General features: G+C 41.5%; 20 protein-coding genes and 1 riboswitch. Of the genes, 5 read left to right on the top strand and 15 right to left on the bottom strand.

What is annotated here, in order from left to right; translation table 11 throughout:
• Window positions 1-21: 21 nt before the first annotated feature.
• The 5 genes from N6H06_RS09500 to N6H06_RS09480 all read right to left on the bottom strand — a co-directional run bounded on the left by N6H06_RS09500 (window position 22) and on the right by N6H06_RS09480 (window position 4,994).
• Window positions 22-819 (bottom strand): energy-coupling factor transporter transmembrane component T family protein, encoded by a 798-nt coding sequence (locus tag N6H06_RS09500; RefSeq protein ID WP_062746912.1) that lies wholly within the window; start codon window positions 817-819, stop codon window positions 22-24.
• Entirely contained in the window at window positions 788-2,257 is a 1,470-nt protein-coding gene (locus N6H06_RS09495) for an ABC transporter ATP-binding protein (protein WP_062746913.1), read from the bottom strand. The genes N6H06_RS09500 and N6H06_RS09495 overlap by 32 nt, the downstream gene beginning before the upstream one ends.
• On the bottom strand, window positions 2,250-2,855 hold the full coding sequence (locus N6H06_RS09490) for an ECF transporter S component (RefSeq protein ID WP_062746915.1): 606 nt from the start codon (window positions 2,853-2,855) through the stop codon (window positions 2,250-2,252). The genes N6H06_RS09495 and N6H06_RS09490 overlap by 8 nt, the downstream gene beginning before the upstream one ends.
• Window positions 2,856-2,956: 101 nt before the next feature.
• Window positions 2,957-3,055, bottom strand: a riboswitch (TPP riboswitch).
• A 34-nt stretch (window positions 3,056-3,089) separates the two neighbouring features.
• Window positions 3,090-3,893, bottom strand: coding sequence for an HAD family hydrolase (locus N6H06_RS09485; protein WP_062746917.1), 804 nt, complete (start codon window positions 3,891-3,893; stop codon window positions 3,090-3,092).
• Between the two features lie 18 nt (window positions 3,894-3,911).
• Complete coding sequence (locus N6H06_RS09480) at window positions 3,912-4,994, bottom strand: branched-chain amino acid aminotransferase (RefSeq protein ID WP_062746919.1); 1,083 nt, start codon at window positions 4,992-4,994, stop codon at window positions 3,912-3,914.
• Between the two features lie 415 nt (window positions 4,995-5,409).
• Here N6H06_RS09480 and N6H06_RS09475 point away from each other — a divergent pair, with 415 nt between their 5' ends.
• Window positions 5,410-6,288: a cation diffusion facilitator family transporter gene (locus tag N6H06_RS09475; RefSeq protein WP_263706086.1), complete on the top strand. Its 879-nt coding sequence runs from the start codon at window positions 5,410-5,412 to the stop codon at window positions 6,286-6,288.
• 270 nt (window positions 6,289-6,558) lie between these two features.
• Here N6H06_RS09475 and N6H06_RS09470 read toward each other — a convergent pair whose 3' ends face one another.
• From N6H06_RS09470 to N6H06_RS09460, 3 genes are all read right to left on the bottom strand, one after another.
• Window positions 6,559-7,995: a glycoside hydrolase family 1 protein gene (locus N6H06_RS09470; protein WP_062746923.1), complete on the bottom strand. Its 1,437-nt coding sequence runs from the start codon at window positions 7,993-7,995 to the stop codon at window positions 6,559-6,561.
• A gap of 62 nt (window positions 7,996-8,057) precedes the next feature.
• A complete protein-coding gene (locus tag N6H06_RS09465) occupies window positions 8,058-9,005 on the bottom strand; it encodes an ROK family protein (protein WP_062746924.1) in 948 nt (315 codons plus the stop codon).
• Between the two features lie 41 nt (window positions 9,006-9,046).
• Window positions 9,047-10,438, bottom strand: coding sequence for an MFS transporter (locus tag N6H06_RS09460; protein ID WP_249413827.1), 1,392 nt, complete (start codon window positions 10,436-10,438; stop codon window positions 9,047-9,049).
• Window positions 10,439-10,673: 235 nt separating this feature from the next.
• Between N6H06_RS09460 and N6H06_RS09455 the strand changes: the two genes are divergently transcribed.
• On the top strand, window positions 10,674-11,870 hold the full coding sequence (locus N6H06_RS09455; RefSeq protein ID WP_062746928.1) for a helix-turn-helix domain-containing protein: 1,197 nt from the start codon (window positions 10,674-10,676) through the stop codon (window positions 11,868-11,870).
• A 295-nt stretch (window positions 11,871-12,165) separates the two neighbouring features.
• Here N6H06_RS09455 and N6H06_RS09450 read toward each other — a convergent pair whose 3' ends face one another.
• The 4 genes from N6H06_RS09450 to N6H06_RS09435 all read right to left on the bottom strand — a co-directional run bounded on the left by N6H06_RS09450 (window position 12,166) and on the right by N6H06_RS09435 (window position 18,270).
• The gene (locus N6H06_RS09450; protein WP_263706085.1) at window positions 12,166-13,692 is read right to left on the bottom strand and encodes a DUF5060 domain-containing protein; all 1,527 of its coding nucleotides are present in this window, start codon (window positions 13,690-13,692) and stop codon (window positions 12,166-12,168) included.
• A 35-nt stretch (window positions 13,693-13,727) separates the two neighbouring features.
• Window positions 13,728-14,882 (bottom strand): Gfo/Idh/MocA family protein, encoded by a 1,155-nt coding sequence (locus N6H06_RS09445; protein ID WP_263706084.1) that lies wholly within the window; start codon window positions 14,880-14,882, stop codon window positions 13,728-13,730.
• Between the two features lie 885 nt (window positions 14,883-15,767).
• On the bottom strand, window positions 15,768-16,718 hold the full coding sequence (locus N6H06_RS09440; RefSeq protein ID WP_249413825.1) for a peptidoglycan-binding domain-containing protein: 951 nt from the start codon (window positions 16,716-16,718) through the stop codon (window positions 15,768-15,770).
• A gap of 445 nt (window positions 16,719-17,163) precedes the next feature.
• Window positions 17,164-18,270, bottom strand: a complete 1,107-nt coding sequence (locus N6H06_RS09435; protein ID WP_212953508.1) for a peptidoglycan-binding protein — start codon at window positions 18,268-18,270, stop codon at window positions 17,164-17,166.
• A gap of 431 nt (window positions 18,271-18,701) precedes the next feature.
• Between N6H06_RS09435 and N6H06_RS09430 the strand changes: the two genes are divergently transcribed.
• Together N6H06_RS09430 and gndA are read left to right on the top strand one after the other, a co-directional pair.
• Window positions 18,702-19,421: a class I SAM-dependent methyltransferase gene (locus N6H06_RS09430; protein WP_062746935.1), complete on the top strand. Its 720-nt coding sequence runs from the start codon at window positions 18,702-18,704 to the stop codon at window positions 19,419-19,421.
• 93 nt (window positions 19,422-19,514) lie between these two features.
• A complete protein-coding gene (gndA, locus tag N6H06_RS09425) occupies window positions 19,515-20,924 on the top strand; it encodes an NADP-dependent phosphogluconate dehydrogenase (protein WP_263706083.1) in 1,410 nt (469 codons plus the stop codon).
• 154 nt (window positions 20,925-21,078) lie between these two features.
• Here the strand turns inward: gndA and N6H06_RS09420 are convergent, their stop codons facing one another.
• Window positions 21,079-21,606 (bottom strand): ClbS/DfsB family four-helix bundle protein, encoded by a 528-nt coding sequence (locus tag N6H06_RS09420; RefSeq protein WP_062746940.1) that lies wholly within the window; start codon window positions 21,604-21,606, stop codon window positions 21,079-21,081.
• Window positions 21,607-21,749: 143 nt separating this feature from the next.
• A complete protein-coding gene (gene zwf, locus N6H06_RS09415; protein WP_062746941.1) occupies window positions 21,750-23,237 on the bottom strand; it encodes a glucose-6-phosphate dehydrogenase in 1,488 nt (495 codons plus the stop codon).
• A gap of 610 nt (window positions 23,238-23,847) precedes the next feature.
• Between zwf and N6H06_RS09410 the strand changes: the two genes are divergently transcribed.
• A complete protein-coding gene (locus tag N6H06_RS09410) occupies window positions 23,848-24,153 on the top strand; it encodes a hypothetical protein (RefSeq protein WP_062746944.1) in 306 nt (101 codons plus the stop codon).
• A gap of 242 nt (window positions 24,154-24,395) precedes the next feature.
• On the opposite strand, the gene N6H06_RS09405 is transcribed toward N6H06_RS09410, so the two are convergent.
• Entirely contained in the window at window positions 24,396-25,148 is a 753-nt protein-coding gene (locus tag N6H06_RS09405) for a class I SAM-dependent methyltransferase (RefSeq protein ID WP_212953504.1), read from the bottom strand.
• Between the last annotated feature and the right edge of the window lie 203 nt (window positions 25,149-25,351).

The raw sequence follows: 25,351 nt of genomic DNA, 5'->3' as shown, positions 1-25,351 counted from the left end.
TATTTAAGCACAAATTGGCCATTATTCATAGTGACGCACATCTCCTACAGGCAAAAACCATTCTAGCCCGCCAAGCAAGGCACTTGCACTTACTAACGTAAGGCATGTGGTAAGGAAAACCGCATCCCATTTTGAATAGCCGATTTCATAAAAGTACGTTCGCTTCGCTGCCCCTTTAAACTGTTTAGCCTCCATAGCGATCGCAATACGCTGAGCGCGCCGTATCGCCTGCGCCAATAATGGGACGCTATAAAAACGCATTTTCTTTAAAAAGCCTGTTGCGCCTTTCCCAAGATCAAGGCCCCTAATCCGGTATGCATAGTGAAGCGTTTGAAATTCGCTTACCATAATGGGCAGCATCCGGATCGAAGCCATAAAAGAATAGGCAATGTTTGCAGGTAGTTTCAGTTGCTGCATGAGCGAATAAAATAACAGCACAGGTTTCGTTGTTAAAGCAAACAACAAACCAAGTACGGCGAATGTGGACGCGCGTAAACCTAAGTGGATGCCCCGGTAAAAGCTTTCCTCCGTTATATGGATAAGCCCATACTGAAACCACGTCGTCTCCCCTTTCCCGAATAAAACCATCGCGCTGGAAGAGGAAATGAACAATAGCAAAAATGGCAGACAGTATAACAACACAAACTTGCGAGGATGGCCAGAAAAGCAGAAAAGTAATAACAGGGAAGCGAGAAACAAGATAAGCAACGCGTTAGGATTATGCACGAATATAATCCCAATAAAACCGATAATCGTTATCACTAATTTTAAACTCGGATTCACTCGGCTAAGCCATGTCTCTCTCCATTTGTATTCCACCTACGTCACCCCCTGTTCCACTGCGCGGCCGCGCGACTACTGTGTCAAGGGTTCCGCTTTTGATGATCCATTCATGCGTGGCAAAATAGTCAACAATCGTTTCATCATGTGTCACCATCAATATCGCTGCCCCTTGCCTGCGGCGCTCTTCTAGCGCTTCAAGCAACAAGAATGTATTTTTTGCATCTTGGCCAAATGTCGGTTCATCGAACAGCAAAAGCGGCCGCGGCTCCATAAAGGCTGTTGCTACACTTAGCCGGCGCTTTTGGCCGATGGAAAGCATATATGGGTGGTTGTCTTTTTTGTCTGCTAATTGGAACGTCTCAAGCAACGATTGGGCCTGGGCGTTGGCTGACTCCATGGGGCAGCCGGCTAATAGCTCTTGCCAAACCGTATCAGCGACAAACTGAAATTCAGGGTTTTGAAAAACAAAGCCAATTTGCTCAGAAAGCGGCTGCTTTTGTTTAACGGCCTCCCCATTTAGCTGATACACTCCTTTCCATTTTAGCAAATTCATCAAAGCGTACAGAAAGGTCGTTTTTCCAGCACCGTTTTTGCCCGTTATGCAAATCCAGTCGCCAGCATGGACAACCGCTTCGTCTACTTTTCCCACTCGTTGCTTACCACGATAAGCAGCCCAATTGTTAAGCAACAGAAGCGGCTTGTGCGTCTTCCCCTTTATTTTGTCAATGGCGTTTTGGGACAAGTAGTTTTTCCACGAATATGGGTGCCAGATTCCATACTCGTCAAGTTGGCGGCGATAGCGCTGAAACAATTCCTGTGGAGGGCCATCGTCAAGCAATTGGCCCTCTTCATTAAACAACACAATCCGATCAACAAAATCAATGATTTCAGAAATTTTATGTTCGATGATGATGATTGTTTTGCCGCTACACGCTTGGCGGACAGTCTGCCATATTTGCGCTGTCCCGTCAGGATCAAGCAACGCTGTTGGTTCGTCAAGAAAAAGGACATCGCTTTCTGCCGCTAGTGCACAAGCAATAGCTAGGCGCTGTTTCATCCCTTGTGACATTGCAGCAATCGGCCAATGGCGATCAGGCAAATCAAGGCCTACCTGCGCTAAAAGACGCTCTATCATCACGTCCATTTGTTCACGGGGCATGCGGCGGTTTTCTAAGACAAACGCTATTTCTTCATCGACATAAGGCATACAAAATTGCGTATCTGGATCTTGGAATACAATAGCAGGTTGCTTGGCGAGAACAAGCTCTTCAGCATGATAAGGCAACTCTATTGCGCCTGGTATGAGGCCCGCCATCATATGCACTAGCGTTGATTTTCCCGAGCCACTCGGGCCAAGCAAAAGCACTTTCTCACCTGAGTAAATATCAATGGACACGTCTTCAAATAACAACGTGCCACTATTCGGATAAGAAAGCGACAACTGCTTAATGGAAACAGCCTGTTCTCTACTCATCCTTTTTTCTCCTTTTCGAGGCAAACAAGTCGTAATCGGCTTGGGAAACGGGACGCAAAAGCGTGCTGACGCCTGTCTTTTCTAGTGCGCGTACAAGGACAGACGCTAAAAAGCCAGCAATGACAATCGAGCCGAGGGTACGAAAAACAATGCGCAATGTAATATTCCAAGTCGTTAAGTCGCTTAAATAAGCATTAAAATAATCGAACCCAAGTGAGGCGAACGAAGCGAAAGCAGCGCCAAGGCTAGCTGTCCAAACCGTGTATACCCGGTATTTAAATAAGGCAAAGGCAAGCTCGATTCCAAGCCCTTGCAAGACGCCGTACAACAGCAACAATGGTCCGTAAGGGGAACCGGCGAAAAATTCCCCTGAAGCAGCCGCCGTTTCAGCAAGTAACGCGACCCCTGGCTTTTTGATCAGCAACGCTGCAATCGTTCCGGCAATAAACCACATACCATACAGCAGCTGGTCTGCTTGCAATCCTGGGAGGCTGACTAAGTCCGTTATTGGCGTCCACAAGCGGTATACGACCGCAAACACAACCGAAATCAAAATCGTCACAATCATGTCTGTCAAACGTAAGCGATTTTTGTTCATTTTCTGTCTCCTTTTTCCACTGGAAAGGGCACAAAAAAACGCTCCCCCGAAACGGATGGAGCGACGCACACGACCCTGCAATGGGCAAACCAAAGCAGCACCTATTGTACACCGCACTTCCCTTCGCTAGCATTACCTAGATCAGGTAAAGGGTTAAGGCTAAACGCCTTTCTCAGCAAAACGCACCCCTAGTGGTTGTAATTTATGATGTTATTTAAAGTTAACCATATGTTTTTACAAGCTGCAATCTTTTTTTTCGGCAATCACGTTTTTAATTTCGATCAAGCTACGAATTTCATAGGTTGGGCGAATGTCGGTTGTGTTTTCCACCCCATCACGATTTAGCCAAATCGTTTTAATGCCAGCTTGGTTTCCGCCAAGAATATCTGTATGCAAGTTATCGCCAACCATGAGCACTTCATCTTTCGCTACCCTTGATAATTCGAGCGCATGTTCAAACATCGCTACATCCGGTTTGCCTTTCCCGTAAGCGCCAGAAATCAAAATATGGTCAAAATAAGGGACAAGTTGAGGAGTAATCTCCAATTTCGTATTTTGCAAATCAGGAGAGCCATTCGTTAAAAGCAAAAGCCTGTAAGATTGTTGCAGCTCATCAAGCACTGCAAACGTATCGTCAAACACATAGGGGTTTTTTCGCCGTTCTGATGGAAAATGAATCGCCAATTGACTGGCCAATTCCCCATCTTCTATGCCCATTTCTGCTAACCCTTTTGCCCATGCGGCTTGTTGGTAAACAGGAGCGATTTCTCGTAGGCGGTTAAAGTCTTCTGTGTCATCACGGAAAGCCCCCCACAATCCTTCAAATGGATTAATGCCGATCATTTTTGTAAACTCGTACGTTTCATATGATTGATATAGCTGCGTGGCATGAGTGCGCACCGCTTCTTCTAGCGCGTCCGGGTCAATGTCTGTATGCACCGTTGCCGCCAAAGCGCACGTCTGCCTAAAAGCTTCCTTTATACTTTTTTTATCCCATAATAACGTATCATCTAAATCAAAGAAAATAGCTCGTATCATACTTGCCTCCGGATGTGGTTATTCCTCTTCTTCCAAACGGACAGTCCAGCCAAACGGATCTTCCTGTTCTCCTGTTTGGATGCCTGTCAATTCCGTGTACAAACGTTTGGCCAACGCTCCTGTTTCATTGTTGTTGACAACGATTTTGTGGTCTTTCCATAAAAGTTCTCCGACCGGGGAGATGACCGCCGCTGTACCAGTACCGAAGACTTCTTCAAGCGTACCACTTTTGCTTGCGCTCACGATTTCTTCAATTGAAATCCGCCGTTCGAACACCGGAATTTCCCAACTTTTTAGCAGCTCAATCACGCTTTTGCGGGTAATGCCCTCTAAAATGCTGCCTGACAATTCAGGTGTATGCACTTCTCCGTTCAATTTAAAGAACACATTCATGCTGCCTACTTCTTCGACGTACTTCTTCTCCATCCCGTCCAACCATAGAACTTGTGCTTGTTTGTTCGCTGTAGCCCGCTCTTGCGCTTTGTAAGCAGCACAGTAGTTGCCAGCCGTTTTCGCAGTCCCTGTGCCTCCTGGTGCGGCGCGCGTATATTGGTCTTCTACAAAAATGCCAATTGGGTTTATGCCTTCTTTATAGTAAGCGCCGACTGGAGACAAGATAATCATAAATTTATAATTACGTGAAGGTGCTACGCCTAATGTAGGTTCTGTTGCAATCACAAATGGACGAATGTAAAGGGAAGTACCTGGCATCGTAGGAATCCAGTCTTTATCGATACGGATCAATTCTTTTAAATAAGCGAGCATTTGTGCTTCATCAATCGGCGGGATGCTCAAACGGTCGCTTGATTGATTCAAGCGCTTAAAGTTTTCTTCTGGGCGGAATAAACGGACGCTCCCATCTTCAGAACGGTACGCTTTTAAGCCTTCAAAAACCGTTTGACCGTAATGAAATACCATTGCAGCAGGATCAAGGGTTAATGGTTGGTAAGGAATAATGCGGGGACTGTACCAGCCTTTTTCTTCAGAATAATCCATGATAAACATATGGTCTGTAAAATACTTGCCAAACTCTAAAGCGGAAGACTCGGGTTTTTGTTTTTTGTGCGTACATTTCATAATTTCGAGTTTTTGTGTTGTCATGAACGAGCGCTCCTTCATTTTTTCTCTAGTAACATCGATGACATGATTTAGGAACAAGACGACAAACAAAAAAATGCTTACCCTTTATGAAATTGATCAAATCGTCTATTCTCCCCAATAAAAACTGCTTAATTGTCTATACTAGGCAATAAAACGAGTTATTATTATCACTTTACTATATCATAATATCACATATTCAAACAGTTTTTTGCTATCATCTGTGATTCTTCCTCTATTTTTCCGTTTCTAACTGGGGGAAATGTTGGTTCTAGGAAACATTGTTCCATAAAAGCCATAGTGCTGCGAGCAGGGAAACATGTTGCTGTAGACCCACTCGCTACCTGTTTGGTAGGATAAAGAAACGCAAAGAAACATATTTTTTGCATGATATTTTTTGGAGAAAGGGTTAGCCTTGATGAAACGATATGAAGAATTAAAAAAAGGGGAATCTGGCGCATGGCTTAGTATAGGCGCTTATATCTTTTTGGCTGCGGTAAAGCTGACGGTCGGTTATTTGTTTTTTTCGCAAGCGCTCGTCGCTGATGGATACAACAATGCTTCTGACATTATTATTTCTATTGCTGTTTTAATTGGCTTGCGCATTTCCCAAAAGCCGCCTGACAAAGACCATCCCTATGGCCATTTTCGCGCGGAGCATATTTCGGCTTTGTTGGCAGCATTCTTGATGGCAATTATTGGCATTCAAGTGTTAATCGAGGCAGGAACGACCCTTCTTAGCGCAAATGAAACAGAGGCGCCAAGCATGGTCGCTGCATGGACAGCGGCAGGGGGCACGGTCATCATGTTTTTTGTCTATCGCTACAATAAACAGCTCGCTGAAAAGATCAATAGCCAAGCTCTCGCTGCCGCCGCTCAAGACAATAAAAACGATGCACTCGTCAGTTTAGGGGCGCTCATCGGCATTATCTCTTCCCATTTCCATTTAGGCTGGCTTGATTCATTGACTGCGTTGCTGATTGGCCTTATTATTTGCTATACAGCTTGGACCATTTTTAGAGACGCCACCCACTCATTAACCGATGGCTTTGATGAAGAGATGCTTGAAGTGTACAGAAATACAATTGAGGAAAATGAGCAAGTCCATCTATTAAAAATGGTAAAAGCACGCCAAGTTGGCAGTTCTGTTTATGCCGATGTAACGATTGAAGTAAAACCTACTTTAACGGTAAAAGATAGCCACGACATTGCGGACCAAATCGAACGAGATTTGCGAACAAAGCATAACATTCTTCATACCACTGTGCACATCGAACCGAAAAAAGATGATAAATAAAGAGAACAGAGAAAAAGGAAGCGCAGTGCGCTTCCTTTAGAAGTATGGTCTTTTGGCGCAGCGCTACGAATAATGAACTTCACTCAAAGTATTTTTATATGCCACTTAACTTTGGTTTGGAAGAATGGGCGCTATTTATACTTAGCATACATTGTTTTTAAATTGAATTGTAGGTCCCTTGTATCTGACTCCGTTCCTTCAGAAACCTCTTATTCTCAGCTTGTAACGTAGATAATGGAGTGTGGCACATTCGGTTGAATGTCTTTCGATTTAAAGTTTCTCGCCATTAGAAGTGATGACATCTTTATACCAGAAGAATGATTTCTTTCTCTTTCGTTCTAAAGTCCCGCTACCATCATCTTCCCGATCAACATAAATAAAGCCGTAACGTTTAGACATTTCCCCAGATGATGCACTTACAAGATCGATGCAACCCCAGCTTGTATAGCCCATTAAACCTACACCATCTTCTATTGCTTCCCCCATGGCTTGAATATGCGCCCGTAAGTAATCGATACGGTAATCATCCTGGATAGAACCATCCGCTTCTACTTTGTCATAGGCGCCTAAGCCATTCTCCACAATAAATAATGGAATCTGATAACGGTCATACAACTCATTTAAAGATATACGTAAACCGGTTGGGTCAATTTCCCAGCCCCAATCACTTTCTTTAAGATGAGGATTTTTCACACCGGATATAAAGTTTCCTTGTGCCTTCTCCTCTTCTGTTTTAATTCCTTTCTCCGTACGAGACATGTAATAACTCAGTCCAATATAATCTACTGTTCCCTCTTTAATTAATTCCAAGTCACCTTCCTGAATATCCAACTCAATATTATTCTCTTTAAAATAACGATTAATAAACGCAGGATACTCTCCACGTACTTGGACATCTGTACAAAAATAATTAAATAACTGCTCCTCTTTTAATGCATGCATCACATTTTCAGGATTGCAATCAACTGAGTAAACTGGCGCATAGAGAATCATACAACCAATTTGAGCCTCAGGAATAATTTCCTTACAAGCTTTCACAGCAATTGCACTTGCCACAAATTGATGATGGAAAGCTTGGTATGTCGGCTGATATCTGTCTTCTTCCTTTTGAATGGAAAATCCAAGACCCATAATCGGCATAATTAGGCCACTATTGATTTCATTAAATGTCATCCAATATTTAACCTTGTTCTTATAACGGTTAAAAAGCACATGAGCATACCGTTCAAAGAAACCTACAACTTCCCGATTTCTCCAGCCTCCATATTCTTTTACAAGATGAACCGGCATCTCATAATGGGAAATCGTGACGACTGGTTCAATTCCATGCTTATGTAGCTCATCGAATACCTGGTCATAAAAAGCTAACCCTTCTTCGCTTGGTTCCATTTCATCCCCTCTTGGAAAAATTCTGGACCAAGCAATGGATAAACGAAATACGTTAAAACCCATTTCTGCAAAAAGTGCGATATCTTCCTTATAACGATGGTAAAAATCTATTCCATCATGATTCGGATAAAAATATTTTTCCTTATCTATCTCAAAGTTAAAGCCAGGCTCTTGTAATATTTTCAATCTGCCTTTACCACCAGGCAATACGTCGGCAATATTCAACCCTTTATTTCCTTCTGAAAATCCCCCTTCCATTTGATTGGCTGCTGTTGCTCCTCCCCATAAAAACCCTTTTGGAAATTGATATTTTTTCATTTTAATTCCTCCAATATTTTTCTATCGTAGTCTAGCAGGAACTCTAAAAAGCTTCTGCCAGACTATTTATTTTCTTTGCTAGTAAAAAAGTGATATAAAGCACCATATAAGTTTGCATCATTTTGGAAGTGACAGGCGACAACATTAGGTTGTACATTGTGTAATGGATTCGTTTCAATGATTTCATCCATCGCCCGTTGAATGCGTTCCACAAGGATTGGCTGAGCACTGACTCCGCCACCAATCGCTATTTTCTCAGGATCTAGTATATATTGCATATTTAGAACGAGGGCCGCTATCTGTGTACAGAAATCATCAAAGATTGCCATCGCTTCTTCGTCCCCATTGTTGATATACTCAAATACAGCCAGCCCATCCGTGTGGTCTTCAAGCTGCTTTAACTCAGCAATTTGTTTCACCATTTCCACCGCAGAACATTCCAAGCCGACAAATCGAGCTTCCTTCGTCGCTGGGTTTACTTCGCTCATCACATAACTCACTTCACCAGCTGATAGATTGACTCCCCGATGAAGCTTGCGATCGAGAATGATTCCTCCTCCTACACCACTTCCTAATACGAGAATGACGGAATCATCTACATCTTTTACACTGCCCAGCCATAATTCAGCTAAGGCAGCACATTTCCCGTCATTCTCCATGAAAACATCTTTAGCGTATCGATTCCTGATGATTTCGACTACATTTACTTCATGTAAAAACGGAAATGATCCTCCATTGTAAATAACTCCGCTTTCCACATCAATCGTTCCTGGACAGCTCATCGCAATTCCTTTTATATTTGCCAGGTCTTGATTATCAATGATAGAGAAAAGCGTATTTATCAATTCCTCCAGCTGCTTTTTGGCATCTGGATTTTCCTCTCCTGTTAGAACACGACCAATTGCATTTGTCTTTGGAGTAGGTACTTTACTCTTTTCAATCATTTTCCCCGCAGCATCCATTAATGCATGCTTAATAAATGTCCCACCAATATCAATTACTAAATACATACGCCATTCTCCTATTTGTGAGTGGAATCAAAAAGCTGCTCTTAGCTTTGTGCTCTTCTCGCTTCCAGCTCGGCTATAATTTCTTCATGTGGTTTCTCCCACTTGTAAAATATCATTAAAATAAATAATATAACACCTAAAATCACCGGAACCCATATATAACTGAATGCAATCATATTTAGTGACGTTGCCGTTTGAGCTGTGCCGGCCACATAACCACCTGCTGCAAGCAACCAAGCTGGGAGTGCACCACCGAGCCCTGATCCTAGTTTAATACCGATCCCCGCAGCAGATACAAGTAAACCTTGCGCCCGGACACCTGACTTCCATTCACCGTAATCTACGGTATCCGCCATTATCGCAAATAATAAACCTGCCGGCAATCCTAAACCTATTCCCCCAATAACCGTCCCAATTGCAATAACTGGTATACTTTGACCACCTAAATAGATAACGATTTGTCCAACAATACTAATTAGGGCACCAATCATAATCACGCTTCTCTTAGAAAGTGTCTTTGTTAGAAATGGTACGATTAGAATTCCGATAATTGTAACCATTCCCAGAGAGTTGATTAATGATATTGCTTCTGGTTTCTCAATATAATACGTAATGTAGTAGATTGCTGCCGATAATTTCGTTATATACATCATAAAGAATACAAGACCAAGTAAAGAAACGATAATCCACGGGTGGTTTCCTTTAATTGCTTTGACACTTTCTTTTAATGGGATCGATTCTACTTTGCCTGATGCAGCTTGTACTCTTTCCTTCGTACCGAAAAAGGTTATCAGGAATAGAATTAATCCAATGACTGCAAAGAGAGTCATCGTATAGAAAAAACCTTTTTGTTGATCTCCTGCTCCAAGGTACGCTACGAGTCCAAGTAAGCTCATATTTACAATTAGCCCACCTAATTGGCCACCAATCATACGGTACGTATTTGCTACTGTTCTTTCTTGAACATTACTTGTCATACTAGGAAGCATTGTCGCTAACGGGTTATTAACCGCTGCATACAAAACGCTTACAAGAATGTAGAAAATATATGCATAAACTAATTTACCGCCTTCACTTAAATCAGGTCCTAAAAATAGTGCAATCGCTGATATAGCAAAAGGCACGGAAGCCCATAAAATCCAAGGTCGTGACTTTCCCCATCTCGTATTCGTTTTATCGATCAATATTCCCAAAATCGGACTATCAACCATATCTACAAAACGGACAACCAACATCAATGTACCGACAGCTGCGGCACCTATCCCAAAGACATCCGTAAAGTAAAACGTTAGATAAGTCGTAATGACCGTATAAATCAAGTTAGAAGCAAGATCTCCTAAACCATAGCTAATCTTTTCTGACAATGGAAGTTTTTGATTTGTCCCTGTTGAATCCTGGGCATTCTTATCTGACATTTTTTCATTCAACTCCATCTTCGTACACCCCTTGTTTTATTATGCCTAGCCGAAAACAAAATGAAGACTTCCTAAATCCGGTAAGCGCTTTCCGTGACTTAATTATAAAACGTTTACAGGTATATTTATGGTATAATTATTTGATAAACGGTAATTATCAACTTATATTATTTATAAATCCCACCTAATTATGGTATAATTCTAAGTATAAAGGTATATTAGTTCTTGCTAAGACGAAGGAGTCGATTAACATATGCAAGATAAACACTTTCAAATTGCTTGTAAGTTAGTTTATAATGCCTCAACCATTCCAATTTTATTGTTTAATAAAGATCAAGAGATTGTCTGGACTTCTATGAGTAAACACACTTCTATACTCGAACAAAAACAAATGCCACAAAGTTTAGTCAATGAACTTTTTTCGATAAAAGACGATCGTCCCATCCAATTAGCTTATGTAAATTCCCAAAAAGACAAAATTGTATTAATCCCTTACCCCTACAATCCAACTAAACTACTTGTATTTTGGCCAAATGTTGAAATATATTTTTCAACAAACTATCGGAGAGAACAGGAGGAAAATCCTCCCCTTGAATTTGATACAAACACACTTTTGAATACAGCTATTTTGCTTTACTACATTTTGTATGGTGAACAGCTTTCCATCAATGACGTCATTAAGGAAAACCAAGATTTAAACACCGCCCTGACACCAGATATCATTGAGTTGAAGATTGTGGAGCAAAGGAAGAATAACGTTTATCATAATTCATACCTTCTTGAAAAACAGTTATTTAGCGCCATCAAGCTTGGCAATAAACAAAAAATGATCCAATATATGCAAATTCATTCAGACGGCGGAGTTTATGGGACACTCTCCAAAAATGATTCCTTAAGAAGCAGAAAGAATTTAATTATTACGGCGATTACTTTAGCAACTAGAGCAGCGATTGATGGGGGTCTTTATCCTGAAGTTGCCTATAATCTGAGTGATTCTTATATTCAACATATCGAGGAATTAAATTATATTGATTCAACAAATAAACTGATGGAGGAAATTTTTATTGATTTTATCGAAAGGGTAGTTAGAAGTAATCGTTCCAACTATTCGAAGCCGATTACTATTTGCCAGGAATATATTTTCAACCATCTTTATGAGGATTTAGCCGTTGAAACAATTGCTTCTCATCTCAATTTAAGTCCCTCTTACCTCTCGAGTAAATTTAAAGAGGAGACTGGAATTACATTGAAAAAATTTATTCAACAGCAAAGGATAGAGGAGGCAAAAAGATTAATTGTGTTCTCCGATTTGAGTTTAAGTGATATTAGTTCCTTGTTAAACTTTTTTGACCAGAGTTACTTTGTAAAGGTTTTCAAAAAATATACTGGTCAAACGCCTAAAAATTTCAGAGATAAAGTCATCATTAGTAATCCTAGTAACTCTGAATGATCTTTCATTATAATCAAATAGCCTGTATGAATTTCTAAGATGAAATTCATACAGGCTGGTTAATCCTACAGTCCCTATTTCCGAATAAAATAAGTCGGTGTGCAGCTCTATGCAATCGTTCTACACTGTGATATCAGCGAAACTGACATGTGTGCACGCTACATGATTGAAGGAAACCTGCACTTAGGAGAGGTCCCCAATACGTCAAATCCATGTATGGTTGATTGCTCCGTTATAAGTGGAAAAGTCTTCTGCACAGGCATTTCAGCAAAAGTCACTTTGTCCACTCATCTAATCACCCTTCCTTATATAATCTCAGGGCCAAGTACGGCTGTTGTGGTAATGAAATGCGTGTCCCGCGATCGATCCTTCCTTCCAATGGAGTAATAGTCATATTCCACGTGTCGATAAGCTCCCCTGTAAACGAAACATTTTCTGGAAGAAAATCGAGTATTTTAAAGGCTGGTTGGCTGTCACGAAAATAAACAAGAACATAGGAATCATTTGAAATTCCTGCCACCAATTCCCAGTGAGAGCTGTCCGCACCAAGTGGTTTTAACCGTTTAGGCTCCCCTTCTTCGATTATTTCCTTCAAGAAAGCGATTTTTTCTTGGCTTTTTCCTTTTAGCTTGCCCCCATGAGACCACCAAATAACATTTTCTTCATCTATATACGTTTCTCCATGCGTTACATAAGCGCCTTGTACAACACCTTCCCAGAAATGCTTCACCATATTCTCCGCCGTCATATTTCCCCAACCATTACTTAAATTCCCTTCATAACGGCATTCATCAATCATAATTGGTTTATTATATTTCTCTAACCAGCTTGGTATATAAAATAAAACATCATGCTGGATACTAACATGGCTAATATTCAGATTTGCATGGTCATACCAGTGACTGGAATCAAAATAATGAATCGGAGGATGATGCCAATTATGAATCGAAATCGGATGGTTATATACATCTTCTTCCATGACACATTGAATTAAATTTTCCCAGTCTTCCTTTTTCTTCTGTTTCGCCATTTCCATTAGGTCATATTCGTTCGCCATCGCCCACCAAATATTGCTGTAAGCACTCAATCTTGCAATGATATATTGTAAGTAGCGGATATCATTTTCCTTTCCCATGGAAGCAAAGCCCCAATGGTCGTATGGATGGAATAAGATTAGATCGACTTGGATATTTAATTCTTTCAACGTTTGGATTTGTCGATCTAATCGTTGAAAAAATTCTAGGTTGAATACCTCAAAGTTGAAGTCACTTTCTGTCACTGTCCATTCAGAAAAATCAAATGCCCCAGAAAAAAGCTTCGTTTGCTCGCCCTCGTATGGATAAATTTCCGGTTCATCCGTATTAAATTCATAGTATTTTGGGAATACACACATCCTAATCTTATTAAATGGCGACCCTTTCAATGTTTCAAGCGTTTGTTGCTGCAATTCTTCTGACTGATGTATCCAAGCATACGCGGTTGTTCCAAATGGATAGAAAGGTGTGCCATCTGCATAAGCAAAATGGGTTCCATCAGCGACATAAACGGGACCATGATTCTCTTTCTTTTGTTCCACACAGGAAATCGTCCCACTCTGTCCATCCAACTCCGGCTGATTGCTCATCGTCCGGTAAGACCATTCTCCCACTTGATCTGGCATAAAGCGGACTTTATATTTTCCTTCCCCATCATAGAAGCCGCGGATAATCACCTCTTTCTCATTACATGAAAAAGTCGCTTTCAATTCTGTATCCAAAAATGGATTTTCAGTTTCCTGGCCAGCAAATGTCAATTCAACCATTTCCCAACGTTCAGTTTGCATTATCTGTTCCTCCTTCTCCATGATGTCTTCTCCTATTATTGAACGTTAAAATGGACTACTTCATGCTCATCGGCACTTTGATAAGTAGCAAATACGAGTTGAAGTGTTTTCAGATTATCCCTTGCACTCGTCTGAAATTTAGCGCCGGTATTTAAACATTCAATAAAGTGACGCTGCAATTTAATATGACTCTCTTCATAATTTATTTCAGTATGTTCGACTAAGGTTTCTTCCATACCGTCATTATTGATGAACGTGATCGTTCCATTCTTATAGAGCTTGATTGTTCCCAGATCTCCCTCTACAGAAAGCTGTTCTTTATGATCAGGAAGAACCGGTTCACTTAATGCTGTTTCCAGTTCTCTTCTCGTCGCCCAGCTCATATCCATCAAGCCAATGAAGTCTTCATGAGCAATGGAAATAAAACCGGAATCTTCCCCCTTCACGTATGGACTGATTTGTACATGTTCCGCAAAAAGACGTTTCGGTTCGCCAAACAAAAATCTCCACGTATCAAACCAATGTACACCCATCTCATAGAAGAGCAGTTTCGGCATATCTCTAAAGAAAGGTTGTGGAAGCGGCTTGGACTCGCCAAATCTTGGGGAATAAAAATCAGTATGACTATATCGGACAGAATGAATTTTCCCTACCTTCTCTTCCTCTAAAAGGGTTTTGATTTTCTGAAAAGGCTCCAGCCAACGCCAATTTTCTGTTACCATCAACCTTACTCCAGCCTCTTCCGCAATGTGAATTATTTTTTTAGCTTCTTCTATACTTCTTGCAAACGGCTTCTGACACATAATATGTTTTCCATGCTTTGCCGCAATACCAACTAATTCTACATGTGTTTCTGGTGGGGTGATTATATCGATTACATCAATTTCTGTCGAAGCCAGCATGTCATTTATGTCTTGGAAGCAAATGTCGTTCGCCAAATTAAATTGCTCTGCTCTTTGCTCTGCCTGCTCAAGATTAAAATCACATATCCCCTCAACTGAAACCCCATCTATACTTGTCCATGCATTCAAGTGCTTTTGGGACCAGTAACCCGCTCCGATTACACCTATTTTCCACATATGCTTCACTTCTCTTTCTGTCTCATTCGTCTGTTTTGTTATCCGGCTCTCACTACTACTATGGTTATTTCCAATATCATTCAACGCTTTTTCCTCTGTTCTCTCATCCAAGTAAATATCTCTATTGGAAACAATTGTGCCACCATATGTTAATTCACCATCTGAACGTTTAGAGGTTGCATAAGCTCATGGTTCTCAAAAAGATGAATAAATCAAATAGTACGTGTCACCGGTTTTTCTAATAGAAGGGGCGTCAAAAAAAATTCATGCCCTTCAAAGTCAGTACTTTCCCATGACGTTTATCCGGAAGAATAACACGTGGTGCTTCTCAACCGTCACCGTAACAGGTTCCAGTTCAATGACCATTCCACCTTCAATGAGTGGCTCTGCTTTTCCTCATAAAATTTACCATTAAATTTGTCATGACTTTCATAAATACCATACGGCTCCATCTGGATTCGTAACTAGGTAAATAAGGATGATACGCTTGTATGAAAAAGACCCCTTTCTAAATTAAATCCTTTTTCGGATAGCGCTTTCATTTTGTTTATATGTCAAATATATACCTTACTTCAAGTATTTAATAGTATTTTTTTATTGTTTTCGGTAAATTTTCAATGTAATCGTGTTAAAAATTAAAGCTGAAAATAAATTCAGCCTAGACTTTAATACTCTTATTAAAATAATTAACACGCCACAAAATCGTGCAGGAAATTACTTCCAACCAATCAAAATGGAAAATACATATTACCTACTGTTTTGGATTTGAGTGCCGAAAAAATCTCAGAAGCGCCATAACGACTGGAATGGTATTCAAACACAAAACCCCTGGTCTCCAATACTGGAAGAACCAAGGGCTGAAAAGCTTATTAGAACGTTAGGAACAACTTCGTTCGACTTAGAAAACTGCCGTGTACGGAACCTAACGTCGCCTGTACCCCTTGTCTGACAAGCGTTTTTTATCAGTCTGAATGATGTTAACAAACGAATAGCTCGTTATTCAAGCAAGGTGACGGTCACTTGTTGCCTGCCAAATGCATAAGCATCCGCTTCTGATTGCATATAGAGATCAATCTTTTGTCCTTTAATCGCCCCACCTGTATCTCCGGCAATCGCTTCCCCATACCCTTCTACATATACACGGCTGCCAAGAGGGATGACTGCTGGATCAACGGCTACCACTTTTTGATTTGGATTGGCACGCAAATCAATCCCCGTCGCTGTTGTGCCAGAACAGCCATTGCAATACGCTGTATAAGCAGTTGCTTCCATCTGAAAGGTCTTTTTCCCTTCGCTTTTGTGCGTAGAAGAAGTCGCGTTTGCTGGCTCTTCCTCTTTTTTCTCTGTTGGCTGCTCTACTTCAACGTTTGTGTTTTCGTTCAGTTCGTGTTCCTCTTCCACATTCTTGTTTTCATTTGCTTTCTCACTTGTTTTTTCTGGCTGCACAGTTGTAGGTTCTGCCCCACTATAATACAATGCTTTAAAGGTCAGCGGCCCAGCAATTCCGTCTGCCGCTAAGCCGTTCTGTTTTTGGAAAGCGATAACAGCAGCTTTTGTCAATACACCATAGTACCCGTCAAAATCTGCTTGGTAATATTGCAACTGCGCCAATTTTTGTTGGAGCATGTAAACAAGGGGCCCTTCGCTTCCTTCTTGTAATACAGCCATTGAACCAAGCGTTTGCACCCCAGCAATGCCGTCAACCAATAGGTTGTTGTCTTGTTGGAATTGCTTAACCGCTTCTACTGTCTTACTGCCATATGTATCGGACCGATCCTGATCCTCTAAGTAGCCATTCTCCACCAGATAGTCTTGTAGTTTCTCAACACGCTCGCTTTTTTCACCTTCGTTTATTGGACTGAATGTGTCGGCGTCTGCCAGTTCAGGTAAACTAATCAAACTAAACAAGAGTACGCTCATAAAGAAGAAACAAAGTTTTATAGGCATGGTAAATCTCCCCTTAATTCCGGTGCTTTTTTCAACAGGTTCTCCTAAGTGGCGGCGGCGGCTTTCCTCGTAAGCAATAGTCAACTTGTTCGCCTCGCTTTCTCGTAATCTGCTACCATACCTACTCGCTCATGTCCCTCTTTAACCCTTGTTACAACCTTTTTAATCTGAATGTAACTTGGCTGTAACATAACAACATGTGCCCAAGGGCGCGTCTTCCAGACTGTAGCCAAACGCTCGCATACATCGTCGTTTGCCTCGGTCATATGCTTTGAAACGGTCGTTTCATGCGCAAGAAAACCGTTGCTCATGAACCCCCGTTCTATTCGCATCTTCCCTTGGCTGCACTTCTTGTCTGACAAGCGGTTTCTATCAGTCTGATTTTGTCGACTTCGTCGCCCAAAAAAAACGATGCGCCCTTGGGCGCATCGTTCGCATTTTCCTATTAATTTAAGACAGTCACTTTGACAGTTTTACGGCCAAAATTAACGGCGTCGCTTTGAGATGGGACAAACACATCAATTTTGTTGCCGCTTATTGCACCGCCAGTGTCTCCAGCAATGGCTTCACCATAACCTTCAACGTACACGCGGCTGCCAAGAGGGATGACACTTGGATCTACCGCTATCACTTTTTGGTTTGGATTCGCTTTTAGATCAATACCTGTTGCCGTTACACCTGAGCAGCCATTGCAGTCGGCTGAATAAGCGGTAGCTTCCATTTGATACGTAGCTGTGCCTTCTGTAGTCTTAGAGTCTTCTGTAGTTTTAGAAGTTTCTTCTGCTGGTTGTTCGCTTTTAGCAGGAGCTGATTCTTCTGCTGGCTCTTCTTTCTTACTTTCTTGCTGTGTCTCTGGTTCTGGTTCTGCTTTTGTTTGTGGTTCAGCTTGTGGTTCCTCTACCGGTTCTTCCTCTACTGTTTCAGGAACTGTTTCAGGCTGTTCTTGAGTCTGCTTTGCTTTCGGTTCTTCGCTTGCTTCTTCTGACTGTTGTTTTGGTTCAGCTTGCTTTTCTTCTACTTTTACTGGCTCGGCTGAAGCTGACTTTTGGTTGTAATAGAGCTTGCTGTATGTAGCCGGGCCAGCTATACCGTCTACTTCAATCCCGTTGTCAGACTGAAAGTTTTTCACTGCCCGTTCCGTTAAGGAACCGAATAGCCCATCCACTTCGCCTTTATAATAGTTTAAGCTTAGTAATTGTTCTTGTAGTTCTTCAACTAATTTGCCTTCATCGCCATGTTCAAGGGCGTGCAAGGCACCTAGTGTTTGCAATCCAGCGATCCCATCAACAAGCAAGTCCTCAGATGCTTGGAATTCCTTAATCGCTGATGTCGTGGAGTTTCCAAATGTTCCGTTTATGTCTTCTTTATCAAAAACCCCGTTGTCTGTCAAAAGTAGTTGCAATTGTTCCACTTGTTCGCCACTGTCGCCTTGTGAAAGGGTGCGGTCTGACATGGCGTTAGCCATTGTTGGTGCACTGAAGAAAATAACCCCTGCAGTCACAACTGGCAGCCCGATGCTGCGAAAGACTTTGAATGGAATTTGTTTTTTCAAAGTAGTGCCTCCTTCAATTACTTGCTGATATGGATAGTAACAGTCTTCAGGCCAGGAGACAATCGTCTATCGCTCTTCTTAAACAACACGAAATCAAACTGTAATAAAAGTTAATTTAGAGACATATAACTGGCACTTTCTTCCCTAGCCCTTCCTTCTGATTACACATTTACTCACAATTAGCCGTTTTTGTACATTTTTATGCCGTTCTTGTCATAGAAAGACGCTATATCCGAGGACACGAATGCAAATTCCGCTTATTTTTTGCTTAAATCCGCTTATTTCGCTCATTTTTGCGATTACAATTGAAACATAGCTGTCATATAAGCACAATAAAAGAGCGGCTGCATAATCTGCACTAAACGCCTGATGGCCCATTCTAACGGAGTCCCCTTTAGGTCACGAAGCCTAAGAGGACGGAAAGAGGGATTATGGATTACACAGATATGTTAGCTGCATTTGGCATTGGCAGCGCCCACCCAGGAGGGTTTGCCGAGTCTAAAAAAATGATCATCAATATGGACATTGATGATCATACCGTCATCCTTGATTGTGGATGCGGTACCGGGCAAACCGCTGCTTATTTAAAGCACATTTATGACTGCCACGTTTGGGCGATTGAGCAACACCCTGTCATGCTGGAAAAAGCGAGACAACGCTTTTCTGAACAAAATGTTGCTGTGTCTTTGTATGAAGGAACAATTGAAGCGATGGATTTCCCTAGTAATAGCGTCGATATTGCCTTATCGGAATCGGTGTTAGCTTTCCTTGATTTAGAGAAAGCGTTAAAAGAAATAAAGCGAGTCCTAGCCTTTAATGGGAAAATGTATGCGAATGAGCTTATATGCACACAATCTCTAACGACAGAGGAAATCGCTGAATTGAAAGATGGCTATGGCTTTCGATCACTCTTCACGGCCCAAGATTGGATAGCGGCTTTGACAGAGAATGGGTTCGGCCATGTAAAGATAGTAAAAGAAACAGTGGCGGAAGCGCTCCAACAAGATGAAAGCGATAAAGGCAATGACCTTATGCCATCACCGCTTCTTTCCCCCGATTGTTTTGCGCAAATGCAACAGCACCAAATGAGGATGGAAAAGTTCAGGACAAAACTTGGCCATGCTTGGATTATCGCAAGTCGGTCAACTTAAGGTTTCTTAAGTTGACCAGCTTGCTGAAAAACGCTTACATATGGTATGTTCATATCGATTTATATGAAAGCAAGTTTGGAAAGGAAGAAGAATATGGCAAAGCAAAATATTGGCGTCGTCGGCGTCGGTGTCATGGGACGCAGCCTAGCTTTGAACTTTGAAAGCAAAGGGTTTTCTGTCTCTCTTTATGACGTCTCAGAAGAACGGATCAAAGAAATTCTTGACCACAACAAAGGCAAGCGTTTAGTCGGTACTTTTTCATTAGAAGAGTTTGTTCATTCTTTGGAAAAGCCGCGCAAAATTATGCTTATGGTTCAAGCAGGCCAAATCACAGATCAAGTAATTGATTCCTTAATCCCGCTATTAGATAAAAAAGATATTCTCATTGATGGCGGCAACACTTATTATACCGATACAATACGCCGTTCCCAAACAGCAGCTGAGCATGGGATTCATTTTATCGGCACAGGCGTTTCCGGAGGTGAAGAAGGGGCGCTAAAAGGCCCGTCCATTATGCCAGGTGGGCAGAAAGAAGCCTATGAACTCGTCAAACCAATGTTTGAAAAAATTGCGGCTCAAGTAAATGGCGAGCCTTGCACGACTTACATCGGTCCCAATGGAGCCGGCCATTATGTAAAAATGGTCCATAATGGCATTGAATATGGGGATATGCAACTGATTTGCGAAGCCTATTCGCTATTAGTAAACGTGCTCGGCCTTAACGCTGAAGAGTTGCACAGTGTGTTTAAGGAATGGAATGAAGGAGAACTCGATAGTTATTTAATTGAGATCACCGCCGATATTTTTACAAAAGTAGATGAAGAAACAGGAAAATCCATGGTTGATGTGATTTTGGATACAGCCGGTCAAAAAGGGACTGGAAAATGGACAAGCAAAAGCTCACTTGATCTAGGCGTACCTCTCCCTGTTATTACTGAATCGGTCTTTGCCCGCTTCCTTTCCGCTATGAAAGAAGAACGCGTTAAAGCGAGCCAAATATTGTCTGGCCCAGAGAAAAAACCATTCACAGGTGATAAGCAGGCATTAATCGAACGAATTCGCCAAGCGTTGTATTTCAGTAAAGTCCTTTCCTATGCCCAAGGATTTTCGCAGCTAAAATCAATGTCCTTAGAAATGAATTGGAACCTTCAGTACGGGGAAATCGCAAAAATTTTCCGTGGCGGCTGTATTATCCGCGCTGCCTTTTTGCAAAACATCACGGATGCATTCGAGCGCGACGCCAGCTTAGACAACTTGCTGCTCGATCCGTACTTCGAAAACATTTCCAGAAAGTATCAACAAGCACTGCGCGAAGTGGTAGCTCTAGCAGTTGAATACGGCATCCCAGTACCTGGGTTTTCGAGTGCTATTTCTTATTATGATAGTTACCGAAGTGAGCGTCTGCCAGCTAACTTGCTCCAAGCACAACGGGATTACTTTGGCGCCCATACGTATCAACGCATTGACAAAGAAGGCGTTTTTCATACAAATTGGCTTGACTAAGGCGGCTCATAACAGCAAAAGAGCTTGGTCTAACTATTACCAAGATCTAAACTGAAAAAAGTTAGATAAATTAGAGGACATAACATATTGTATATGACTAATATGTTATGTCCTCCCTCATTCAGCTAACACACCGATATTTAAGTAATTTATTTCACAACTCTTGCTTTTCCCCTACTTTTATGGCCTTCGCAATAACTTCACATTTTTTTATAGCCCAATTGTAATGATTAAAAGTGTTTGCTGCAAAATAGCTATATAAGTTACTTGTTTTAGTCCATTTATAATATTTTTTTGTCATGATTTCTTCATTTGTATGTAATCGAATTAGATCCATTACTCTTTCATGACTTAACTTCAACTTTTTTATTGCTTGATTTAATGTTACATCTTGATAATTTTCCCAAATTTGCATATTAAGTAACTCGATCGTTCTCCATTTATAACCTGGTGCAGGCATAAATGGAACATCTCCATCCATACCCTCTCTATACCATCTCTCAAGCATTGTGTGCCATTCATACAGATGCATGATGATATCACGGAAATTCTTGTCTCTTTCGTGAGTTTCAATCGTAATAGTCCGTTTTCTGCTAGGCACTGATTCAATTATTTCAAGCAGCGCTTTAAAACTTTTGTCGCTATCCAATAATAGAGTTTCTTTTTCGCTTTTCGCTACCATTAAAATCTCCCTTTTTACTATATAGTATCATACTATGTACAGCCTAATCTAAATAACAAAAAAGAGGATATATGCTCATATAATGAACATAATATCCTCTTTTTTGTTTTGTCTATTCAATTTTTCAGCCAAGCTTTTTTATTTTACATTTCTTCAACAGGCCACCATGAAAAGCCGTCTGCTTCAAGAAGCTCATCCGCTTCTTTTGGCCCCATCGAACCTGCTCTATATGCTGGCAGCTTTTCTCCATTTTCTGACCACGCTTTGGAGATCGCATCGACAAGGGACCATGACAAACTGACTTCATCCCAATGGGCAAAGTTTGTTGCATCGCCCATCATGCAATCAAAGAGCAAACGCTCATATGCTTCAGGCGTGTTAAACCGGTCTTCGCTATCATGCCGGTATTGCAAATGGACAGGCGTCGTGTCTGCCGAGCCAATCTTCTTGCCGTTCAAAACAATCGTCATGCCTTCATCAGGCTGAATATGGATAATCAACAAATTCGGCCCAGTCTGTTTGTTTTCCTTGCTATACAGATTTAAAGGCAGTTCCTTAAATTCAACCACGATTTTCGTTGACTTCACCGCCATCCGCTTTCCAGTACGGATATAAAAAGGCACGCCTGCCCAGACATGATTGTCAATCATTAACTTTGCTGCAACATAGGTCTCTGTTTTTGACGAGTCGCTTACATTTTCTTCTTCCAAATAGCCAATCACTTCTTGGCCGTTGATCTCCCCTCGGCCATATTGCCCCCGTACAACATTTTCCTTAATGCTCTCGCCGACAATCGGGCGCAACGCGCGTAACACTTTAATTTTTTCGCTACGAATATCATCCGTTGACAAGCGAAGAGGTACATCCATTGCCAAGAGTGACACCATTTGCAGCATATGGTTTTGCACCATATCACGAAGGGCTCCTGATTTTTCATAATAGCCGCCCCGTCCTTCTACACCGAGCTGCTCACTGGAAGTCACTTGAATATTAGCGATATGTCTATTGTTCCACAATGAACCGAATAAAGCATTGGCAAAACGGATCACTTGAATGTTTTGCACCATTTCTTTTCCTAAATAGTGGTCGATCCGGTAAATTTCATCTTCTGAAAACGCCTGGCGTATTTCGTCATTTAAACGGATGGCCGACTGCAAGTCTGTCCCAAAAGGTTTCTCAATCACAAGACGAGTCCACCCTTGCGTGTCCTTTAGCCCTTCGTTATGTATTGACTGAGCAATTTGCCCAAAAAATTCAGGTGCCATTGCCATATAAAAAATTCGGTTTCCAGGGATATGGAATGTCTCATCCAAAATGTGCAACTTGTCATTCAGCTCGCTATAGGAATCCTTGTTGGTGACGTCAAATGATAGATAGGAAAAATGCTTTAAAAATGGTTCGGCGACTTCAGGAGTTTGCTCGCCGAGTTCTTCTTGGATCGATTCCATAACGACTGTTCTTAGTTTTTCATCATCCCATTCACGGCGCCCTAAACCGACTACAGCAAAATGTTCGTTCAAATTGCCTTTTCTGTATAAATTGTATATAGACGGAAACAATTTTCGTTTCGCTAAATCACCTGTAGAGCCGAAAATAACAAAAACCGCTTCCGCTTGTTCGATCTGGTTCATCTTTTTACCTCTTTTCTTGACTGTCTTTTTCTTTCGCTCGCTAAGCAATTGGCAATAGGTGTTTGTTGCCCTCCCCCATTATACCGAAAATGTTGCTCAGACAGCTAAAATTTGCTTAGCAACCGTCTAACTTTCTCCCTTTAATGCTTTGCTGTACTTATTTAAAAAGATTTTTTCTATTATACACTTGATTAACTATACACTTGATTAACGGCAATTGCACTCCTTGTTTTTTTGTGCTGGATTGATTTAACAGCCCCATCCCGCTATACAATAGGCTCAAGCTGTGGTATAGTAGGAACTGCCTTAATATTTTCCCCGACATTCTGCCTTTTCCCAGCAGAATGTTTTTTATGTTTAGCGTCTTCCTCTCGTTAGTTTCTTCCATTTTTCCAGTCGTACTCTTTTTTCTACAGAAAGCTCTTTTTTTATTTTTGTTGTCGTTCATAATTTTTAATATGGTACGTGAAATTTTCTGATTTGAGGAACAGATAGTCGGGCTATTTAATTCAGTACGTGAAATTAAAAAAACAAATGGCGTTGCTTTTTTGATTCTTCGCGCATATTTTCTCTTTACAGTGAATACGTTCTTTAAAAGGAGCTGATTGGCATGTACGGAAATGGCGAATGGGTTATTTACAAAGCAGGCCGCGCACGCATTCTTGGTTGGATTAGCGAAGCAAAAGTGGTGGCGTCCAATTCAGCGAACACCCCAATTAAAACAATTTACCAATTCCATACCAAGCAGCGCGTTTTAAATGGTAAGCAGCCGCTTTTGGCAAATGAAGAAGACTTGCAAACATGTTCCCCCAAACTGAAAGCCGATGATATTCGCGCTCTTCAAGAGATTGCCCTTTTGACTAAGGACAAGCAATGGTTTCTTGAGTTAAGCAACGCTCACCATTCTCATGCTTAGAAAGGACGGCCACAAAGCCGCCCTTTCAGACTGTAGACAAACGCTCGCATACGTCGTCGTTTGCCTCGGTCATATGCTTTGAAACGGTCGTTTCATGCGCAAGAAAACCGTTGCTCATGAACACACGTTCTATTCGCATCTTCCCTCGCCTGCACTCCTCGTCTGACAAGCGTTTTCTATTAGTCTGAGTACGGTTATCGACTTTGTCGACAACCTCAAAGGACGGCACAAAGCCGCCCTTTTTATTTTCTTGCTTTTAAGATAAATCGATGCTGTGTCGTTTCGAAATACCCTCTCTTTTTTATCTCCTGATAGATGCGATACAACTGGGGCATATGGCGTTCCACAGAAAAGCCTGGTGCTTGCCAGGGAATCGCCCGCAAGTAATAAATAAGCGCACCAATATCAAAAAAACGCTGCTTTGGAAAAGCCTTCGTTTTTGCTTCAATGCTAAAGCCGTGTGCAACTAAGCGGTCAACTGCAACTTCCAGCTTCCAATCTGCAAATTCAGTATTTAAAGGAAGTGAAAGTGCGTCATTGATTTCTTTGCAATCGTCACCGCCAACCTGTTGCGTAATAAACGTTCCCCCTGGTTTTAATATACGCGCTAATTCTCGCTCGCTGTATGACTCATGACGGTTAATAATACTGTCAAAAGCCCCATCAGAAAATGGCAGATAGTCATCATCTTCTATATAACGTACACAGACACCAAACGGGGCTAATGCTTTTTGCGCAATTTCTACATTGGGCTCGTATCCCTCTGTTGCATAGACCTTTCCTTGGAATGGAGCACACGAAGACAAAAATTCCCCACCGCCTGTGCCCATATCCAGCACTGTCCTTTGCTTAAGTGACTCCTTGACCCAATCCCGATAAGACCAGTCGAGCTCCTCCTCTTTCACTCGCCCTCTTAACTGCTCAAAATTCCAACCGCTAAATGACTGCTTCATTGCTGTTTCTACTTGTTCTAAAAAGGTCTTGCTATAGGCCATTTTTTGATTCCTCCCCATAAATAAACAGATGTACGCCGGTTTGTCCCGATTTATGTGGAGGTCCTCTGCACCGTTGTTATGTAAATCCTAGTTGGAGCCGCAACTATCTCACTCCTTTTCAGCCTTCCTTCGTTTTATACTATTGTAGCATAGCTCAACAACGATTTTTCGACTTAAAACATTTACAGAACATACGTTTTCAA

It is taken from the genome of Shouchella tritolerans (genome assembly GCF_025770735.1).
Taxonomy (GTDB): domain Bacteria; phylum Bacillota; class Bacilli; order Bacillales; family Bacillaceae_D; genus Shouchella; species Shouchella tritolerans.
Note: the sequence above shows the minus strand (reverse complement) of the source record. Positions and strands in the feature narration are given on the sequence as shown.

Bases quoted from the DNA above. Each gene is read 5' to 3' on its own strand.
- N6H06_RS09420 (WP_062746940.1), bottom strand. From the start codon at position 21,606: ATGGTAGCGAAAAGCGAAAAAGAAACTCTATTATTGGATAGCGACAAA.
- gndA (WP_263706083.1), top strand. From the start codon at position 19,515: ATGGCAAAGCAAAATATTGGCGTCGTCGGCGTCGGTGTCATGGGACGC.
- N6H06_RS09410 (WP_062746944.1), top strand. From the start codon at position 23,848: ATGTACGGAAATGGCGAATGGGTTATTTACAAAGCAGGCCGCGCACGC.
- N6H06_RS09490 (WP_062746915.1), bottom strand. From the start codon at position 2,855: ATGAACAAAAATCGCTTACGTTTGACAGACATGATTGTGACGATTTTG.
- N6H06_RS09470 (WP_062746923.1), bottom strand. From the start codon at position 7,995: ATGAAAAAATATCAATTTCCAAAAGGGTTTTTATGGGGAGGAGCAACA.
- N6H06_RS09475 (WP_263706086.1), top strand. From the start codon at position 5,410: ATGAAACGATATGAAGAATTAAAAAAAGGGGAATCTGGCGCATGGCTT.
- N6H06_RS09480 (WP_062746919.1), bottom strand. From the start codon at position 4,994: ATGACAACACAAAAACTCGAAATTATGAAATGTACGCACAAAAAACAA.
- N6H06_RS09450 (WP_263706085.1), bottom strand. From the start codon at position 13,692: ATGCAAACTGAACGTTGGGAAATGGTTGAATTGACATTTGCTGGCCAG.
- N6H06_RS09430 (WP_062746935.1), top strand. From the start codon at position 18,702: ATGGATTACACAGATATGTTAGCTGCATTTGGCATTGGCAGCGCCCAC.
- N6H06_RS09440 (WP_249413825.1), bottom strand. From the start codon at position 16,718: ATGCCTATAAAACTTTGTTTCTTCTTTATGAGCGTACTCTTGTTTAGT.
- N6H06_RS09495 (WP_062746913.1), bottom strand. From the start codon at position 2,257: ATGAGTAGAGAACAGGCTGTTTCCATTAAGCAGTTGTCGCTTTCTTAT.
- N6H06_RS09485 (WP_062746917.1), bottom strand. From the start codon at position 3,893: ATGATACGAGCTATTTTCTTTGATTTAGATGATACGTTATTATGGGAT.
- N6H06_RS09460 (WP_249413827.1), bottom strand. From the start codon at position 10,438: ATGGAGTTGAATGAAAAAATGTCAGATAAGAATGCCCAGGATTCAACA.
- zwf (WP_062746941.1), bottom strand. From the start codon at position 23,237: ATGAACCAGATCGAACAAGCGGAAGCGGTTTTTGTTATTTTCGGCTCT.
- N6H06_RS09465 (WP_062746924.1), bottom strand. From the start codon at position 9,005: ATGTATTTAGTAATTGATATTGGTGGGACATTTATTAAGCATGCATTA.
- N6H06_RS09455 (WP_062746928.1), top strand. From the start codon at position 10,674: ATGCAAGATAAACACTTTCAAATTGCTTGTAAGTTAGTTTATAATGCC.
- N6H06_RS09405 (WP_212953504.1), bottom strand. From the start codon at position 25,148: ATGGCCTATAGCAAGACCTTTTTAGAACAAGTAGAAACAGCAATGAAG.